Below are 16000 nucleotides of genomic sequence, written 5' to 3'. Positions count from 1 at the left end.
CTGACGCGGGATCGCCGGCATAGCCGGCTCCCACAGTCTGCTCCCCGCGCGGTCTGTGCTGCCGGTCAGCGGGGGCGCACGTGATGTAGGATGTTAGCGGTTCGGCGCAAAGCCGGTCCGCTCGCGGGGACGGCCCCACGACGCGCATCATCTCCGCGGGGACGACCCCGCTCTTGCGGAGCTTTCCCATGTACTGGACTGTTCTCGTACTTGCCGGTCTCTTCGAGATCGCCTGGGCTGTCGGCCTGAAATACACCGAGGGTTTCAGCCGCCTGTTGCCCAGCGTGCTTACCGTGGTTGCCATGGTGATCAGCATAGTGCTGCTCGCCATCGCCACGAAGAAACTTCCGCTGGGTACCGCCTATGCGGTGTGGACGGGTATCGGGGCGGTAGGTGCCGTGACGCTCGGCATCGTGCTGTTCGGCGAATCGGCGCAGCCGTGGCGGCTGCTGTGCGTCGGGTTGATCCTGGCCGGGATCGTGGGCTTGAAGCTCGCGGGCTGAGGGATGGCGAGCTCTGTGTGGGAGCCGGCTATGCCGGCGATCCCGCGGTAGCGGGCAAGCTTGTCGCCAGCGCCCAATCGCCGCTGAAGCGGCTCCCACACAAAGCAGCACTTACTTCCCGAAATCCGGATTCGCCGTGTTGTCACGCTTCGTGCGCGGTGCCACCAGCGGCTCGCCGTGCACCACGAACCAGACGTTCTCCGCGATGTTGGTGGCGTGGTCGCCGATGCGCTCGATGTTCTTCGCCATGAACAGCAGGTGCGTGCACGGCGTGATGTTGCGCGGATCTTCCATCATGTACGTGAGCAGGGCGCGGAACACCACCGTATAGGCCTCGTCGAGGTCCGCATCCGACTTCCATACCTCATAGGCCGCCTCGGCGTCCTGGTCGTTGTACGCCTTGAGCACGTTGCGGAGCTGGTCGGCCGCGAGCTCGGCAAGGTTGGCCAGGCCGCCCGCGGCGGTGATCGGAGCCACGCGGCTCAGCGGGATGGAGCGCTTGGCCACGTTCGCCGCGTAATCCCCGATGCGCTCGATGTCGGCGGCGATGCGGAGGGCGGCGAACACGTTGCGGAGATCGCCGGCGATCGGTGCGCGCAGGGCGAGCAGGCGGACCACGTCCTGGCTGATTTCCTGTTCGAGCGCGTCGAGGGCGTCGTCGTTGTCGACCACGCGCTGGGCCGCGCGCTCGTCGCGGCGTTCCACCACGTCGATGGCGGCTTCGAGCTGCGCGACGGCAAGTTCGCCCATCTTGACGATTTCGCCGGTGAGGCGCTTCAGTTCGTCGTCGTAGCTCTTGATGATGTGCTGGTGCGTGGTGTTCATCGCTAACCTCGAAGGCGGGTGCTTAGCCGAAACGGCCGGTGATGTAGTCTTCCGTCTGCTTCTTGTCCGGCTTGGTGAAGATCTTCTCCGTACGGTCGAACTCGATCAGCTCGCCCATGTACATGAAGGCGGTCATGTCCGAACAGCGGGCGGCCTGCTGCATGTTGTGGGTGACGATCACGATGGTGAAGTCGCGCTTCAGTTCTTCCACCAGCTGCTCGATGCGGCTCGTGGCGATGGGATCGAGCGCCGATGTGGGCTCGTCGAGCAACAGCACCTCGGGTTTCAGGGCGATGCCGCGGGCAATGCACAGACGCTGCTGCTGGCCGCCGGAGAGGCCCAGGGCGCTCTGTTTCAGCTTGTCCTTCACTTCGTCCCACAGCGCCGCGCCGCGCAGGGCCTGCTCGACGCGGTTCTCCATTTCCGAGCGCGACAGCTTCTCGTGGTGGCGGATGCCGTAAGCCACGTTCTCGAAAATGGTCATGGGGAACGGCACGGGTTTCTGGAACACCATGCCCACCTTGCTGCGCAGGCGGTTGAGCGGGTACTTCGGATCGAGGATGTTTTCCCCGTCGAGGATGATCTCGCCCGTGGCGCGCAGGCCCGGGTAGATGGCATAGATGCGGTTGAAGATGCGCAGCAGCGTGGACTTGCCGCAGCCGGAAGGGCCGATGATGGCCGTGACCTGCTTCTCCGGCACGTCCATGGCGATGTTCTTGATCGCGTGGAAATCGCCGTAATGGAAGTTCACGTCGCGAACGGTCATCTTCGCTGGCACCTGGCCAAGGTCCACGCCCGCGGCATGGGGCGACGTGCCGAACCCGGGTTGGGAGGCCACTTCGTTCATGTTAGTCATGGGACACCTTGGAGCGGAAAGCGAAACGGGCGATCAGGCTGAGCGCGAGCACAAACATGGTAAGCACGAAGGCGCCGGCCCAGGCGATGGTGTTGATGTCTGGACTTGGGTCTTTCGTGTATTCGTAGATGATCTGCGGCAGGCTGGCCATCGGGGTCAGCGGGTTGAGGCTCGTGAACGTATTGCCGAAGGCCGTGAACAGCAGTGGCGCCGTTTCGCCGCTGATGCGGGCCAGGGCCAGCAGCACGCCGGTGACGATGCCCGACCGCGCTGAGCGGATCAGGATCTGCGTGGTGAGCTTCCATTGCGGCACGCCGAGCGACAGCGCGGCTTCGCGCAGGGTACCCGGCACCAGGCGCAGCATCTCGTCGGTGGTGCGCACGATGACGGGCAGGGCGATCAGGGCCAGTGCGATGCCACCGGCGATGCCGGAGAAGGTCACGTTGCCGTTGGACAGGTACTTCGACGGGAGCACCACGATCGTGTAGACGAACAGGCCCAGCACGATCGACGGCGCGGACAGCAGGATGTCGTTGAGGAAGCGGATGGCGGGACCCAGGCGCGAGCGGCGCGAATACTCCGCGAGCCAGGTGCCGGCAGCCACGCCGATCGGCGTGGCGATGAGGATGCCGAGGAAGTTCAGGATCAGGCTGCCGATCATCGCGTTGGCCAGGCCGCCTTCCTCGCGGTAGGCCGTGATCTTGGTGAACAACTGCGGCTTCAGCGCCGAGGCGCCCTGGCTCAGGGTTTCCCAGAGGATCCAGGCGAGGAAGAACAGGCCCAGGCCGGTGGCGATCACGCTGAGCACCATGGCCACGACGTTCTTGATGCGGCGTGTGGTGTAGAGCGACGCGGACATCAGTTGCCCTCCTTCGTGGCCAGCCGGCGAAGCATGAGGCGGGCGATCAGCAGCACGATGAAGGTCACCACGAACAGAAGGAAGGCGAGAGCCATCAGCGCGGAGCGCTGCAGGCCCTGCGCCTCGCCGAACTGATTGGCGATGGTGGAGGCGATGGAGCTGCCCGTTTCGAGGAAGGACCAGGAGAACTTGAAGGTGTTGCCGAGCACGAAGGCCACGGCCATGGTCTCGCCGAGCGCGCGGCCGAGGCCAAGGAACACGCCGCCGATGACCGCGGTGCGGGTGTAGGGCACCACGATGTCCCACACTACTTCCCACGTGCTGGAACCCAGCGCGTATGCCGATTCCTTCAGGCGCGTGGGCACCGTCTGGAAGACCTCGCGCATCACCGAGGAAATGAACGGGATGATCATCACCGCCAGCACGAGGCCCGCGGTGAGCACGCCGGCACCGAAGAAGGGATATTCGCTGGAGAAGAACTTCGCGATCCACGGCACGTGCTGCACCAGCCACGACACCTGCCCGTCGGGCGGTTCGCTGCTGAAGTTGTTCATCAGCCACGGCTTGATGTGCTCGGCAACGAACGGGGCGAAGATGAAGAGGCCCCACATGCCGTAGATGATGGACGGAATGCCGGCCAGCAATTCGATGGCCGAGGCGACCGGACCGCGCAGCCATTGCGGCGCGATCTCGGTGAGGAAGAGGGCGATGCCGAAACTGATGGGTACCGCGACCACGAGTGCGATCATGGCCGTCCCGACGGTGCCCATGATGGGTACCAGCGCACCGTACTGGTCGTTGCTGGGATCCCAGGCGGCGCTGGTGAGGAAGCCCCAGCCGAAGGTGCGGAAGGCGTCCTGGCCCAGCCAGAGCGTGGAGCCCGCTGCGCCGATCAGCGAAAGGAGGACAAGCAGCGCGCAGGCTTTCAACACCCATCCGAAGATGAGGTCGTTGCGTGAGTCCGTCGACGTGCGCCTGGCCCCGGTGTGGCCGGGGGCGGTCGCGGCGTTGCTGGCGGTGGCATGCATAGGAATGCTGTTTCCCGGGCCTTTGCAAACGTTGGGTCGCCGCCCCTTACGGGACGGCGACCCCCTTGAACGACAGTCTGGACCGGAAGTGTGTCACCGGTCGGACGGCTCGTTGCTTACTTGAAGTCCGAGCCCCAGTAGGCCTGGATCTTCTGGGTGAGCGTGGCCGGCAGCGCGACGTAGTCGAGCGATGCGGCGTCGGCCTGGCCCTTCTCGAAGGCGTACTTGAAGAAGTCGAACGCCACCTTGGTGTGCGACGGGTTCTTCGACTTCTTGTACATGATGATCCAGGTGGTGGCAGTGATCGGCCACGCCTCGTCGCCCGAAGCATTCGTCATGATCAGGTTGAAGTCCTTCGCGGAAGCCCAATCGGCCGTGGCGGCCGCGGCGGCGAAGGTGTCGGCATTCGGCTGCACCCACTTACCGGCAGCATTCTGCATCTCCGCGAACGAGATCTTGTTCTTCTTCGCGTAGGCGTATTCGACGTAGCCGATCGAACCGGGGATCTGGCGGACGTACTGCGAAACGCCCTCGTTACCCTTGCCACCCACACCGGCCGGCCATTCCACGGCGGTGCCGAACTTCACCTTCGACGCCCACTCCGGGCTGACCTTCGACAGGTAGTTCGTGAAGTTGAACGAGGTGCCCGAACCGTCCGAGCGGTGCACCACCGTGATCTTCTTGGCGGGCACCTTGAGGCCCGGGTTCAGCGCCATGATGGCCGGATCGTCCCACGAGGTGATCTTGCCGAGGAAGATGTCGGCGAGGACGGGGCCGGTGAGCTTGAGCTGGCCGCTGAAGCCGGCGCCGAAGTTCACCACCGGCACGATGCCACCCACGACGCTCGGGAACTGGCCGAGGCCGAACTTGGTCAGGTCTTCGCTGCTCATCGGGGCGTCGGAGGCGCCGAAGTCGATGGTGCCTTCCTTGATCTGCGCGATACCCGCGCCCGAGCCCACGGACTGGTAGTTGATCTTGTTACCGGTCGATTCCGCGTACTTCGCGGACCACTTGGAAAGAACCGGGTAGACGAAGCTGGAGCCGGCGCCCGTGATGTCGGTGGCCTGCACGGCGGACATGCCGAAGAGCGAAGCGGCGACCAGCGCGGCGATGCGGAGTTTGCGTGTGAACACGGAGAGATCCCCTCGATGGAAAAGATGTCGGGCGAAGCCCGCCCGGGGCCGTATTCCAGCCCTGCCGTGTTGCAATGAGACGTACTGAATGTTGCAAACAGATGACACCAGCCATTCTGGTGTCATATTAGGAACTTACGAAAAGGCTCAAGCGATGACGGGAGCGGTCTGCTCGCGTTCGGCGAGTTCGAGCCGCCGCCAGCGGTTGACGATTTCGCAGAAGAGTTCGGCCGTGCGCTCGGCGTCGTAGATGGCCGAGTGGGCCTCGCGGGTGTCGAAGGCGAGCCCCGCGGCGAGTACCGCCTTGCTCAGCACCGTCTGCCCATAGGCCAGCCCGCCGAGGGTGGCGGTGTCGAAGCAGCTGAACGGGTGGAACGGGTTCCGCTTATGGCCGACGCGGCGCACCGCCGCGTTCAGGAACGCCAGGTCGAAGGCCGCGTTATGGCCCACCAGCACGGCACGCTGGCATCCTGCCGCCTTGACGGCCTCGCGGACGGTGTTGAACACATGATCGAGCGCCTGCCGCTCGGGCAGGGCGCCGCGAAACGGGTGGTCCGGGTCGATTCCGGTGATCTCCAGCGACCGAGGGTCGATGTTGGCGCCCGGGAACGGCTCGACGTTGGCCGCCACCGCCGGCTGGGGAACCAGGAACCCGGAAGGCTCCATGGCCACGGGCACGACGGCAATTTCGAGCAGGGCGTCGCGCTCCGACTCGAATCCGCCGGTTTCCACGTCCACGATGACCGGCAGGAATCCCCTGAACCGCCCGGCCATGGTCGAAGCGGTGCTGTTGCTCGTCGTATCCATCCACAAAGGATATCAGCCCGGGCCTGCGCGGGGGTGCGACCGTTAAGCGGATGTGCGCGTGTCGTCGATCTGTAACAAAAAAGGCATGGAACGGTAAACCCCGCGGCCCATTCTTCGCGGCGTTGGCCTCTTTGAGCATTTTCGTACCGAAAAAACTCAAGGGGACACAGGGGTTCATAGCCAATCGCCATTCCTTTTCTACAGCGGAGACATCCCATGCGTTCCAAGTTGCTCACGGTGGCCATTGCCGCCGGTCTGGGCGTGACCAGCTTCTCGGCCCTTGCCGCGACGCCGAAGTCGCAGCAGCCGGCCCGGGTCACGGTCGACGCCGCCACCCTCCAGCAGCTGCAGGCGCAGCTTGCCGCCCTCCAGGCCAAGGTGGCCGACCTCGAGAGCAAGCAGGAAGCCCAGGCCGACGCACAGATCGAAACGGCCAAGGCCGTGAACGACGTGCAGGTCGCCGCCACCAAGCCGACCGACGACCTGTCCAAGAAGGTCGAGAAGCTGGCCAAGATCGTGGACAACACCCACATCGGCGGCACCATGTTCTTCGACCTGACCGACATGGATCACAAGGAGAAGGTCGGCAACGGCCCGAACGTGAAGAAGGACGGCCACGGCGCCACCAACGGCACCGGCTTCGACGTGAAGCGCTTCTACCTGGTCGTGGATCACACCTTCGACGACATCTGGTCGGCCAACCTCACCACCGACTTCAACTATCAGTCGACGCTGTCGCAGACCAGCCTGTTCGTGAAGAAGGCCTACGTGCAGGGCAAGTTCGATCCGCTCTTCACCGTCCGCTTCGGTGCAGCCGACATGCCCTGGATTCCGTTCGTCGAGAAGTGGTACGGCTACCGCTACGTCGAGAACACCATCACCGACCGCTCGTTCGAGGGCGGCCGCAGCGGCTCCACGGCCACCGCAGGCGGCGTGGGCGCCTTCGGCAATTCGTCCGACTGGGGTCTGCATGCCCTCGGTGCCACCACGGGCGACAATTCGATCAACTACCAGTTGTCCGTCGTCAATGGCCGCGGCTACCGCAACCTGAGCCGTTCGAAGAGCGTGGACGCGGAAGCCCGCTTCGGCTATTCGCCGATCGAGCAGATGGTGATCGCGGTCGGTGGTTACACGGGCAAGCGTGGCAACGATGTCGAGAACGGCGCGCCGACGCGTACCGCCAGCCGCGGCGATGCCCTCGTGGCATGGCGCGACAAGACCTTCGGCGTCGGTGCGGAATATTTCCACTCCGAGAACTGGGACGACATCCTGAAGTATCAGGGTACTGGCACCGCGCCGCTTTCCGTCAAGGACAAGGCCGACGGTTATTCGCTCTGGGCCGACTGGCACTTCGATCCGCAGTGGGCTGTGTTCGCCCGCTACGATCGCGTCAGCTACAAGTACACGACGATCGCCGACACCGAGCGCGAGCTGAAGGACAAGTACTACAACGCTGGTGTCTCGTACGACGTGCTGAAGAACCTGAAGCTCGCCCTCGTGTACAAGCACAACCGTCTCGATGGTCCGTACGCCACCCCGTACCACTACAAGACCGACGAAGTCGGCTTCTGGGGCATGCTCAGCTTCTGACCGTTATCGGAAGGGAGTTCGACTCAAGGACGAACCGACGGCGGGCGAAAGCCCGCCGTTTTCTTTTCGACATTGCGAATCGTCTCAAGCATCGAGTGCTCTCTTTCACACGCGAAGGCTGAACAAGATCGCGTTCGTGCCTGCCGACATATCGCGAAACCGTGCGCTGTTACGAGTTTTTCGCACGAAATGCGCATCGAGGCTGAATCCGGCACGGATACCTCTTGCATCTGTCACATTCGCTACGTAGGTTCGGCTGCATGAACCCTTCTCCGGCCCAGACCGTACGACGCCTCGCAGGCACGCTCATCGCGTTGCTTGCGCTTTTCGTCGTGTGCGCCGGGGTTCATGCCATGCCGTGCCACGTGGCCGACGGCACCGCGGATGCATTGCACGCTCCGCTGATCCTCGACCTCGATGCCGCGGCCGGCGATGTCGCCGATCCGGGCGACGAAGACATCGTCACGTCGCTCGAAGACAACAACGGCAGCCTCGACGACACCTTCGACCTGCCGCCGGAACACGTGGTCGCCGTATCGCGCCGTCATGCGGGCCAGCCTGCCGGCCACGTGCCCACGGCGTACGCGCACCACCGCGGTTCCGAACTCCGCCCTCCGATCGCCTGATCCCCGGGCGCGTCCGCGCCCATACCCCGCGACTCCTTTCCCCACGCGCCTGCGGCTTTGCCGGGCGCAGGCGGACGCGTGTGCGCCCGCCACCCCCACGCTCTCAACGAGGAACACGTCATGGAACGTCTCATCGAAGGTTTCGACCATTTCCGCCGCCACATGACCGACGAGCAGCGCGCGCTATTCGCCCGCCTTGCCTCGGGCCAGACCCCGCACACCATGTTCATCACCTGCGCCGATTCGCGCATCATGCCCGAGCTGATCTTCTCGGCGCAGCCGGGCGACATCTTCGTGTATCGCAACGTGGGCAACATCGTCCCGCCTTATGCGCAACACGTCAGCGGCGTGGTGGCTGCCATTGAATACGCGGTTACGGCGCTGAAGGTGCAGCACATCGTCATCTGCGGCCACTCCGACTGCGGCGCCATGAAGGCGCTGCAGAATCCGGCGGCGCTCAAGGGCAAGCCGTCCGTGGAGCAGTGGCTGAAGCACGCGGACGTCGCCCGCTACGTGGTGGCTGAGAACCGCCCGACGATCCAGGGCGAGGAAGGCCTTCGCTACCTTACCGAGGAGAACGTGGTCGGCCAGTTGGAACACTTGCGCACCCTGCCGGCAGTGGCCGCCGCGATGGCGAACGGAAGCCTGCGTATCCATGGCTGGATCTACGACATCGCGAAGACGGAGATCACCGCCTTCGACCCGGCCGAGGGGCGTTTCCGCCCCCTGATCGCCGGCGACAACAACGTGCCCGACGCGACGCCGCATGCGCGGTTCTCCACGCCGACGCCCGTTGCTTCCGCCGCTTAAGGATTCGCCATGCGCGCCTATTTCTCTCAAGGCCTGTTCGGCCGCGACCTCCTCGGATCGGTGGTCGTCTTCCTTGTCGCATTGCCGCTATGCATGGGCATAGCGATCGCCTCGGGCATGCCGCCGAGCGCGGGCCTCATCACGGGCATCGTCGGCGGCATCGTGGTCGGCGCCATCGCCGGTTCCCCGCTGCAGGTCAGCGGGCCGGCGGCGGGTCTGGCCGTCCTGGTGTTCGAACTGGTGCGCGAGCACGGCGTGGCCGCGCTTGGTCCCGTCGTGCTGCTTGCCGGCCTGATCCAGGTGGTGGCCGGGCTGTGCCGTGTCGGCGTCTGGTTCCGCATGACGTCGCCGGCCGTGGTGGCCGGCATGCTGTCGGGTATCGGCATTCTCATCGTGGCCTCGCAGTCGCACGTGTTGCTGGACGCCATTCCGAAAGCGCGCGGCCTGGAAAACTTCGCCGCACTGCCGGCGGCGGCCTGGGAATCGATCACCGGGGCGGGCGAGGGGCAAGCTCCCGCAGCGCTCATGGTCGGCCTCGGCACCATCGCCATCATGCTCGGCTGGGAGAAGCTTCGCCCCGCGAAGCTGCGTTTCGTCCCGGGCGCGTTGCTAGCCGTGGTGGCAATGACGCTCGTGGCGCAGTTCGGCGCGCTCGACGTGAAGCGGGTGGACGTGCCGTCCAACCTCTTCTCCGCCGTGAATCTGCCGACCGTCGGGAGCCTCTTTGGCGTGTTCGACGCCACGCTGCTCGTGGCCGCCGCCACGTTTGCCTTCATCGCCAGTGCGGAGACGCTGCTCTCGGCGGCGGCAGTGGATCGGATGCATGACGGGGTGCGGACCAACTTCGACCGCGAGCTGACGGCCCAGGGTGTGGGCAACCTCATCTGCGGCTTCCTCGGCGCGCTGCCGATGACCGGCGTGATCGTGCGCAGCGCGGCCAATGTGCAGGCGGGCTCCGCCACGCGCATGGCGGCGATCATGCACGGCGCGTGGTTGCTGGGCTTCGTGATGCTCCTGCCGTGGCTGATGCGGATGACGCCGGTGTCCTGCCTCGCGGGCATCCTCGTCTTCACCGGCGTGAAGATGGTGAACCCGAAGCAGATCAAGGACCTCGCGGTCTATGGCAAGGGCACGGCGGCGGTCTACGTGGCCACCACGGTCGCCATCGTCGCCACCGACTTGCTCACCGGCGTGATCATCGGCTTCGGCATGTCGCTGCTGCGTCTTGCCCTGCTGTCGTCCAGGCTGAAGATGGACGTGACGCACCACGATGAACCGGGCGCCGCCACCCTTCACCTGGAAGGTTCGGCCACCTTCCTGAAGGTGCCGACCATGGCACGCACGCTGGAGCGCATTCCGCCGAACACGCGCCTCTCGGTCATGCTCGACCGCCTGCACCATATCGATCAGGCGTCGCTTGAACTGCTGCGCGAGTGGGGCCGGAATGCCTCGAAGCGCGGTTGCGAACTGGTGGTGGACTGGACGGAACTGGGAAGGCGCGTGGAAGGCGCCAGAAGCACGGCATAGCCATGTGGGAGCCGCTTCAGCGGCGATGGGCTGCCGCCGGCAGCCTGTCCCGCTGTCGCGGGATCGCCGGCAGAGCCGGCTCCCACAACGTCACGCTTTCGTCTTGTGCTTGTACGCGCACAGATCCACGATGGCGCAACGCGGGCATTCGGGTTTGCGCGCCTTGCACACGTAGCGGCCGTGCAGGATCAGCCAATGGTGTGCATCCTGGATGAATTCCTTCGGGATCACCTTTTCCAGCTTGTCCTCGACCTTGCGCACGTCGGGCCCGGGGGCCAGGCCCGTGCGATTGGCCACGCGAAAGATGTGCGTGTCCACGGCGATGGTGGGCTGGCCAAACGCCGTGTTGAGCACCACGTTCGCTGTCTTGCGGCCGACGCCCGGCAGATCTTCCAGAGCCTCGCGCGTGGTCGGTACCTCGCCCGCGTAGCGGTCGACAAGGATCTGGCTCATGGCGATGAGATTCTTCGCCTTGTTGTTGTAGAGGCCGATGGTGCTGATGTAGCCCTTCAGCTTCTCCAGACCCAGATCCAGGATCTTCTGCGGCGTGTTCGCCACGGGAAAGAGCTTGCGCGTGGCCTTGTTCACGCCCACATCGGTCGCTTGCGCGGAGAGCGCCACGGCGGCCAGCAGTTCGAACGGGGTGGTGTATTCCAGTTCCGTCTTCGGATGCGGGTTCAACTCGCGCAGGCGGGTGAACATCTCGACCACATCGGCCTTCTTCACGGGCTGTCCTTCTTCCTGGCCTTCGCGCGTGCGAGGGCTTCGAGCACGGCGTTGCGCGCTGCCGGCGCCGCAACGTCCACCTTGCTGGCGGCGAGCTGGCGTTCGCGCGCCTCGCGCTCCCGTGCCAGGCGCCGCTCACGGCGTTGGAACCGCCAGCGGGCGGCGTCGGCGTGAGCGCGGTCGTCCGCCTGCGCCTGCGGCATCGGGTCGAGCGCAATGCAATCGACGGGACAGGCCGGCACGCAGAGTTCGCAACCTGTGCAGAGGTCGGCGACGACCGTATGCATCTGCTTCGACGAACCGACGATGGCGTCGACGGGGCACACCTGGATGCACTTCGTGCAACCGATGCAGTCCGCTTCCACGATGCGTGCGAGCGTGCGCGGTTTCTCCACGCCGCGGGAGGTGTCCAACGGCAGCACGGGGCGGTTCAGCAGGGCGGCCAGCCGGACTATGCCGGCGGCGCCCCCGGGCGGGCAACGATCGATCGATGCCTCGCCCGCGGCCATCGCCTCGGCATACGGCCGGCAGCCGTGGAATCCGCATTGTTCGCACTGCGTCTGCGGCAGCAGGTCGTCTATGCGATCGGCAAGCGTTGGCGTCATGGCTGGCGCAGCCGGGAGTGCTGTCAGCGGACGGTGGCGCCCGGCGCGGCGCCCTGGTCGGCATCGAGCAGGAAGAGGTCCGCGCCGCCGTCGCCGGCCGAAAGGATCATGCCCTCCGACAGGCCGAAGCGCATCTTGCGCGGGGCGAGGTTGGCGATGAACACCACGTTGCGGCCGATAAGCTTTTCCGGCTCGCCATAGGCGGCGCGGATGCCGGAGAAGATCTGCCGCTTCCCGAGCGGGCCGGCGTCGAGCTCGAAGCGCAGGAGCTTGTCCGAACCTTCGACGAATTCGCACGCCGTGACCTTGCCGACGCGGAGGTCGAGCTTGGCGAAGTCGTCGATGGAAATGGTGGCGGTTTCGGTGGCGGCGTCGGTCATGGGCTTCGGTGCTTCTTTGGTTTTCTTGGCGGGCTTAGCTTCCGCGGCGGCGGACCTGGCCTGCTCGGCGGGTGACAGAGATTCTTTCGATGCTTCGACCATCGCCTCGATCTTCTTGGGGTCGAGGCGTCCGAAGAGCGGAGTGAACGCGTTCACCGTGTGACCGAACATCTCCTGACGCGCGTCGGCGAAATGCGCCGTGGGCAGGCCGAGGAAGTCTTCGGCCAGCGCCGCCGTCTTCGGCAGGATGGGCTTGACCAGCCCGGTGAGCAGGCGGAACACGTGGATGGCGAGGCTGCAGATCTGGTGCAGCTCGTTCCGCCGGGTTTCGTCCTTCGCCAGCTTCCAGGGCGCGATGGCGGCGATGTAGCCATTGGCGTCGTCGGCCAGGGCCACGAAGCGCCGGCACACTTCGGCGAGGTCGCCGCTCTCGTAGAGCGCCACGGTCTCGTCATAGGCGGCCACGAAGTTCGGCCACCACGCGGAAACCGGTTCCTCGAAACGGTCGGCCAGCTTTCCATCGAAGTGCGAGTGCAGGAAACCGGCGGTGCGGCTGGCGATGTTCACCCACTTGCCCACGAGATGCGAATTGACGCGTTCCTCGAACGATTTCAGGTCGAGGTCCACGTCCACCGGGTTTTCGGTGAGCATCGTGGCGAAGTAGTAACGCAGCGCTTCCGGATCGAGGCCGCTGTCGAGATACGTGCGTGCCTGGATGAAGGTGCCGCGGGACTTGGACATCTTCGCGCCGTTGACGGTCAGGTAACCGTTCACGTGCAGCGCGGTGGGCGTGCGCATCTGCGCGCCGTGCAGCATCGCCGGCCAGAACAGGCCGTGGAAGTTGATGATGTCCTTGCCGATGAAATGGTGCATCTCGGCCTGGCTGTCCTTCCCGAGGAAGTCGTCGAAACGCAGGCCGGTGCGCTCGCACAGTGCCTTGAACGACGCCAGATACCCCACGGGGGCGTCGAGCCACACATAGAAGAACTTGCCCGGTGCATCCGGAATCGGGAAGCCGAAATACGGGGCGTCGCGGGAAATGTCCCAGTCGCGCAGGCCGCCGTCCAGCCATTCGGCCAGCTTGGCGGCCACGCCGGCGTTGGCCACGGCCTTGCCGTCGGTGAAGCGGCCGGCGAACCAGTCGCGCAGCAGGGTTTCGAACTTGCCGAGTTCGAAGAAGTAGTGTTCGGAATCGCGCAGGATCGGCGTAGCGCCTGACATCACCGAATAGGGATTGCGAAGCTCCGTTGGCGCGTAGGTGGCGCCGCAGTTCTCGCAGTTGTCGCCGTATTGGTCGGGCGTGCCGCACACCGGGCAGGTGCCCTTGATGTAGCGGTCGGGCAGGAACATGTCACGCTCGGGGTCGTACAACTGGTGGATGTCGCGCCGGGCGATGTAGCCGCCTTCGCGCAGCCGCGTGTAGATCGTGTTCGCGAGCGCCTGGTTCTCCGGCGAATGCGTCGTGTGGTACTGGTCGTAGCTGAAGTGGAAGTCGGTGAAGTCGGCTTCGTGCCCCGCGCGAATGTCCGCGATGTAGGCTTCAGGTGACTTTCCGGCCTTCTCGGCCGCGAGCATGATCGGCGTGCCGTGGGCGTCCTCGCCGGCCACGTACCAGACTTCGTGGCCCTGCATGCGCTGCGCCCGCGCCCAGATGTCGGCCTGGATGTAGCCGAGCATGTGGCCCAGGTGGAGCGGGCCATTGGCATAGGGAAGGGCGTTGGTGACGAGGATGCGGCGGGCCATGATTCGCACGGTCGGCTGTAGGACCGTGGATTATGGCATGCGCGGGTAAGCGGGGGTCGGGGAGGTGGGGCGTGGGGGCGTCGCGAGGGCCGTAGGAGCGCGCCCTGCGCGCGACATCTTCTCGGGCCAGTTCCCAAGCTGGCGCGCCAGCTCAAAGTCACGGCCTCAAAAGATGTCGCGCGCAGGGCGCACTCCTACACTGCCTACCGTCCTGGGCAACGATCGAGTCGCGCCCGGTACAGCGACGGATGACCCCGATGGTGGCACCGGCAATTACTCCGCGCGCACCCACTCCTGGCTGCGGCCGATCAGCGAGAAGCCGATGTAGCCGTGCACGTCGAGCTTCCGGCCGCCGTCTTCCAGCTTCAGCGTGACCTTGTAGATCTTGCCCTTGGCCGGGTCGAGGATCTGGCCGCCGGACCACTCGTCGCCGTCCTTCTTCAGGCCCCACATGATGGTCATGCCTTCGATGGGCTTGTTCTTGCGTTCGCCGCTGCACTCGGAGCAGACCGGGTGCGGGCCGTGCTCGGACTTCAGCACCTGCAGCACCTTGCCTTCCAGCAGGCCGCCGTTTTCGGTGATCTCGACGATCGACTTCACCTCGTGGGTCTTGTCGTCGATGGTCTTCCACTTGCCCACTGGGCTATCGTTCGCGGCGAGGGCGGGGAGGGCGGTCGCCGCGAGGGCGAAGGCGAGGGCGGTGCGGATAGGACGATGCATAGGCTTGCGGGCTCCCCATACGGTCAGGTATGGGCGAGCCTGACGAGCCCCGGCGCTGCCGTCAAGCTGCATCGCGCCAGAGGCGGCCGGCCGTGGGCCGGGGCGAAAAGCTGTCGCGCGCAGGGCGCGCTCCTACATAATGGGAGGTCTCCGAATTTCCCCACGCCAAAATGACCCAGGCCAGCGAAACCCTCGTCCGCGGCATCCTCGACCGCCTCGTCGACCCCCACTCCGGGCAAGGGCTGGGCGCGTCCGTCCGTGCCGTCGGCGTGGACGGCGACCGCGTCTCCGTCGATATCCAACTGGGCTACCCCGCCGCGGGTTACGTCGAGCAGGCCACGGCGGAGGCGAAGGCGGCCCTGGAGGCGGATCCGGCCATCGCGTCCGCGGCGGTCTCGGTAGGCTGGCGTGTGCACGCCCACAAGGTGCAGGGCCAGCTCGCGCCATTGCCGGGTGTGAAGAACGTCGTGGCCGTGGCGTCGGGCAAGGGCGGCGTCGGCAAGTCCACCGTGTCGGTGAACCTGGCACTCGCCCTGGTGGCCGAAGGCGCGAAGGTGGGCATCCTCGATGCCGACATCTACGGCCCCAGCCAGCCCCGGATGCTCGGCCTGAGCGGCAAGCCCACCTCGCCGGACGGCAAGAGCATCGAGCCCATGCGGGCGCACGGCTTGCAGGCCATGTCCATCGGGGTGCTGATCGACGAGGATACGCCCATGATCTGGCGTGGTCCGATGGTCACCCAGGCGCTGATGCAACTGCTTACCGATACACGCTGGGACGATCTCGATTACCTGTTCATCGACCTCCCGCCGGGCACCGGCGATATCCAGCTCACGCTGTCGCAGAAGGTGCCGGTTTCCGGCGCCGTGATCGTCACCACCCCGCAGGACATCGCGCTGCTGGACGCCCGCAAGGCGCTGGGCATGTTCCGCAAGGTGGAGGTCCCGGTCCTCGGTGTGGTGGAGAACATGGCGACCCACATCTGTTCGAACTGCGGCCACGAGGAGCACATCTTCGGCCATGGCGGCGGCGCGCGCATGGCGGGGGAGGCCGGTATCCCCTACCTGGGCGACCTGCCGCTGGACATCCGCATCCGCGAGCAGGCCGACGAAGGGCGGCCCACGGTCGCCGCCATCCCGGACTCCGACCTGGCCATGCGCTACAGGGCCATTGCCCGCAGCACGGCGGCGAGGCTTTCGCTGCAGGCGCGGAACAAGGCCATCGGTTTCCCGAAGATCGTCATCCAGAACACCTGAAACGCG

16 protein-coding genes are annotated in these 16000 nt (G+C 65.6%); 6 read left to right on the top strand and 10 right to left on the bottom strand.

From position 1 onward, the window contains the following. Nucleotides 1-188: 188 nt before the first annotated feature. Nucleotides 189-503, top strand: coding sequence for a quaternary ammonium compound efflux SMR transporter SugE (sugE, locus tag HBF26_RS02550; protein WP_167122740.1), 315 nt, complete (start codon nt 189-191; stop codon nt 501-503). A gap of 111 nt (nt 504-614) precedes the next feature. Here the strand turns inward: sugE and phoU are convergent, their stop codons facing one another. The 6 genes from phoU to rnt form a co-directional block, all read right to left on the bottom strand. Continuing rightward, nucleotides 615-1328: a phosphate signaling complex protein PhoU gene (gene phoU / locus HBF26_RS02545; protein ID WP_167122738.1), complete on the bottom strand. Its 714-nt coding sequence runs from the start codon at nt 1326-1328 to the stop codon at nt 615-617. Nucleotides 1329-1350: 22 nt separating this feature from the next. Beyond that, nucleotides 1351-2175 (bottom strand): phosphate ABC transporter ATP-binding protein PstB, encoded by an 825-nt coding sequence (gene pstB, locus HBF26_RS02540; protein WP_205287588.1) that lies wholly within the window; start codon nt 2173-2175, stop codon nt 1351-1353. A 1-nt stretch (nt 2176) separates the two neighbouring features. After that, nucleotides 2177-3043 (bottom strand): phosphate ABC transporter permease PstA, encoded by an 867-nt coding sequence (pstA, locus tag HBF26_RS02535; protein WP_167122735.1) that lies wholly within the window; start codon nt 3041-3043, stop codon nt 2177-2179. Further along, entirely contained in the window at nt 3043-4071 is a 1029-nt protein-coding gene (gene pstC / locus HBF26_RS02530) for a phosphate ABC transporter permease subunit PstC (RefSeq protein ID WP_167122733.1), read from the bottom strand. The genes pstA and pstC overlap by 1 nt, the downstream gene beginning before the upstream one ends. A 116-nt stretch (nt 4072-4187) precedes the next feature. Next, nucleotides 4188-5204, bottom strand: a complete 1017-nt coding sequence (gene pstS / locus HBF26_RS02525) for a phosphate ABC transporter substrate-binding protein PstS (protein WP_338039615.1) — start codon at nt 5202-5204, stop codon at nt 4188-4190. Between the two features lie 147 nt (nt 5205-5351). After that, entirely contained in the window at nt 5352-6011 is a 660-nt protein-coding gene (rnt, locus tag HBF26_RS02520; RefSeq protein WP_167122729.1) for a ribonuclease T, read from the bottom strand. Nucleotides 6012-6227: 216 nt separating this feature from the next. Between rnt and HBF26_RS02515 the strand changes: the two genes are divergently transcribed. The 4 genes from HBF26_RS02515 to HBF26_RS02500 all read left to right on the top strand — a co-directional run bounded on the left by HBF26_RS02515 (nt 6228) and on the right by HBF26_RS02500 (nt 10564). Then, nucleotides 6228-7601, top strand: a complete 1374-nt coding sequence (locus HBF26_RS02515) for a porin (RefSeq protein WP_167122727.1) — start codon at nt 6228-6230, stop codon at nt 7599-7601. A 260-nt stretch (nt 7602-7861) separates the two neighbouring features. Further along, nucleotides 7862-8227 carry a hypothetical protein gene (locus HBF26_RS02510; RefSeq protein WP_167122725.1) on the top strand — a complete coding sequence of 122 codons (366 nt, stop codon included), beginning with the start codon at nt 7862-7864 and terminating at the stop codon, nt 8225-8227. Between the two features lie 120 nt (nt 8228-8347). Next, nucleotides 8348-9037, top strand: coding sequence for a carbonic anhydrase (locus HBF26_RS02505; RefSeq protein ID WP_167122723.1), 690 nt, complete (start codon nt 8348-8350; stop codon nt 9035-9037). A gap of 9 nt (nt 9038-9046) precedes the next feature. Further along, nucleotides 9047-10564 carry a SulP family inorganic anion transporter gene (locus tag HBF26_RS02500; RefSeq protein ID WP_167122721.1) on the top strand — a complete coding sequence of 506 codons (1518 nt, stop codon included), beginning with the start codon at nt 9047-9049 and terminating at the stop codon, nt 10562-10564. Nucleotides 10565-10654: 90 nt separating this feature from the next. Here HBF26_RS02500 and nth read toward each other — a convergent pair whose 3' ends face one another. The 4 genes from nth to HBF26_RS02480 all read right to left on the bottom strand — a co-directional run bounded on the left by nth (nt 10655) and on the right by HBF26_RS02480 (nt 14738). Then, complete coding sequence (gene nth, locus HBF26_RS02495; protein ID WP_167122719.1) at nt 10655-11290, bottom strand: endonuclease III; 636 nt, start codon at nt 11288-11290, stop codon at nt 10655-10657. Continuing rightward, nucleotides 11287-11895, bottom strand: a complete 609-nt coding sequence (gene rsxB, locus HBF26_RS02490) for an electron transport complex subunit RsxB (RefSeq protein ID WP_167122716.1) — start codon at nt 11893-11895, stop codon at nt 11287-11289. Before rsxB ends, nth begins: the two co-directional genes overlap by 4 nt. 23 nt (nt 11896-11918) lie before the next feature. After that, nucleotides 11919-14018, bottom strand: coding sequence for a methionine--tRNA ligase (metG, locus tag HBF26_RS02485; RefSeq protein ID WP_167122714.1), 2100 nt, complete (start codon nt 14016-14018; stop codon nt 11919-11921). 273 nt (nt 14019-14291) lie between these two features. After that, a complete protein-coding gene (locus HBF26_RS02480; protein ID WP_167122712.1) occupies nt 14292-14738 on the bottom strand; it encodes a DUF2147 domain-containing protein in 447 nt (148 codons plus the stop codon). 170 nt (nt 14739-14908) lie between these two features. Between HBF26_RS02480 and apbC the strand changes: the two genes are divergently transcribed. Beyond that, nucleotides 14909-15994, top strand: a complete 1086-nt coding sequence (gene apbC, locus HBF26_RS02475; protein ID WP_167122710.1) for an iron-sulfur cluster carrier protein ApbC — start codon at nt 14909-14911, stop codon at nt 15992-15994. Nucleotides 15995-16000: the final 6 nt, after the last annotated feature.

It is taken from the genome of Luteibacter jiangsuensis (genome assembly GCF_011742555.1).
Classification (GTDB): domain Bacteria; phylum Pseudomonadota; class Gammaproteobacteria; order Xanthomonadales; family Rhodanobacteraceae; genus Luteibacter; species Luteibacter jiangsuensis.
The sequence above is the reverse complement of the archived record's forward strand: the minus strand, read 5'-3'. Positions and strand labels throughout refer to the sequence as shown.

Excerpts from the sequence above, each read along its gene's own strand:
- sugE (WP_167122740.1), top strand. The coding sequence starts at position 189 with ATGTACTGGACTGTTCTCGTACTTGCCGGTCTCTTCGAGATCGCCTGG.
- phoU (WP_167122738.1), bottom strand. The coding sequence starts at position 1,328 with ATGAACACCACGCACCAGCACATCATCAAGAGCTACGACGACGAACTG.
- pstB (WP_205287588.1), bottom strand. The coding sequence starts at position 2,175 with ATGAACGAAGTGGCCTCCCAACCCGGGTTCGGCACGTCGCCCCATGCC.
- pstA (WP_167122735.1), bottom strand. The coding sequence starts at position 3,043 with ATGTCCGCGTCGCTCTACACCACACGCCGCATCAAGAACGTCGTGGCC.
- pstC (WP_167122733.1), bottom strand. The coding sequence starts at position 4,071 with ATGCATGCCACCGCCAGCAACGCCGCGACCGCCCCCGGCCACACCGGG.
- rnt (WP_167122729.1), bottom strand. The coding sequence starts at position 6,011 with ATGGATACGACGAGCAACAGCACCGCTTCGACCATGGCCGGGCGGTTC.
- HBF26_RS02515 (WP_167122727.1), top strand. The coding sequence starts at position 6,228 with ATGCGTTCCAAGTTGCTCACGGTGGCCATTGCCGCCGGTCTGGGCGTG.
- HBF26_RS02510 (WP_167122725.1), top strand. The coding sequence starts at position 7,862 with ATGAACCCTTCTCCGGCCCAGACCGTACGACGCCTCGCAGGCACGCTC.
- HBF26_RS02505 (WP_167122723.1), top strand. The coding sequence starts at position 8,348 with ATGGAACGTCTCATCGAAGGTTTCGACCATTTCCGCCGCCACATGACC.
- HBF26_RS02500 (WP_167122721.1), top strand. The coding sequence starts at position 9,047 with ATGCGCGCCTATTTCTCTCAAGGCCTGTTCGGCCGCGACCTCCTCGGA.
- rsxB (WP_167122716.1), bottom strand. The coding sequence starts at position 11,895 with ATGACGCCAACGCTTGCCGATCGCATAGACGACCTGCTGCCGCAGACG.
- metG (WP_167122714.1), bottom strand. The coding sequence starts at position 14,018 with ATGGCCCGCCGCATCCTCGTCACCAACGCCCTTCCCTATGCCAATGGC.
- HBF26_RS02480 (WP_167122712.1), bottom strand. The coding sequence starts at position 14,738 with ATGCATCGTCCTATCCGCACCGCCCTCGCCTTCGCCCTCGCGGCGACC.
- apbC (WP_167122710.1), top strand. The coding sequence starts at position 14,909 with ATGACCCAGGCCAGCGAAACCCTCGTCCGCGGCATCCTCGACCGCCTC.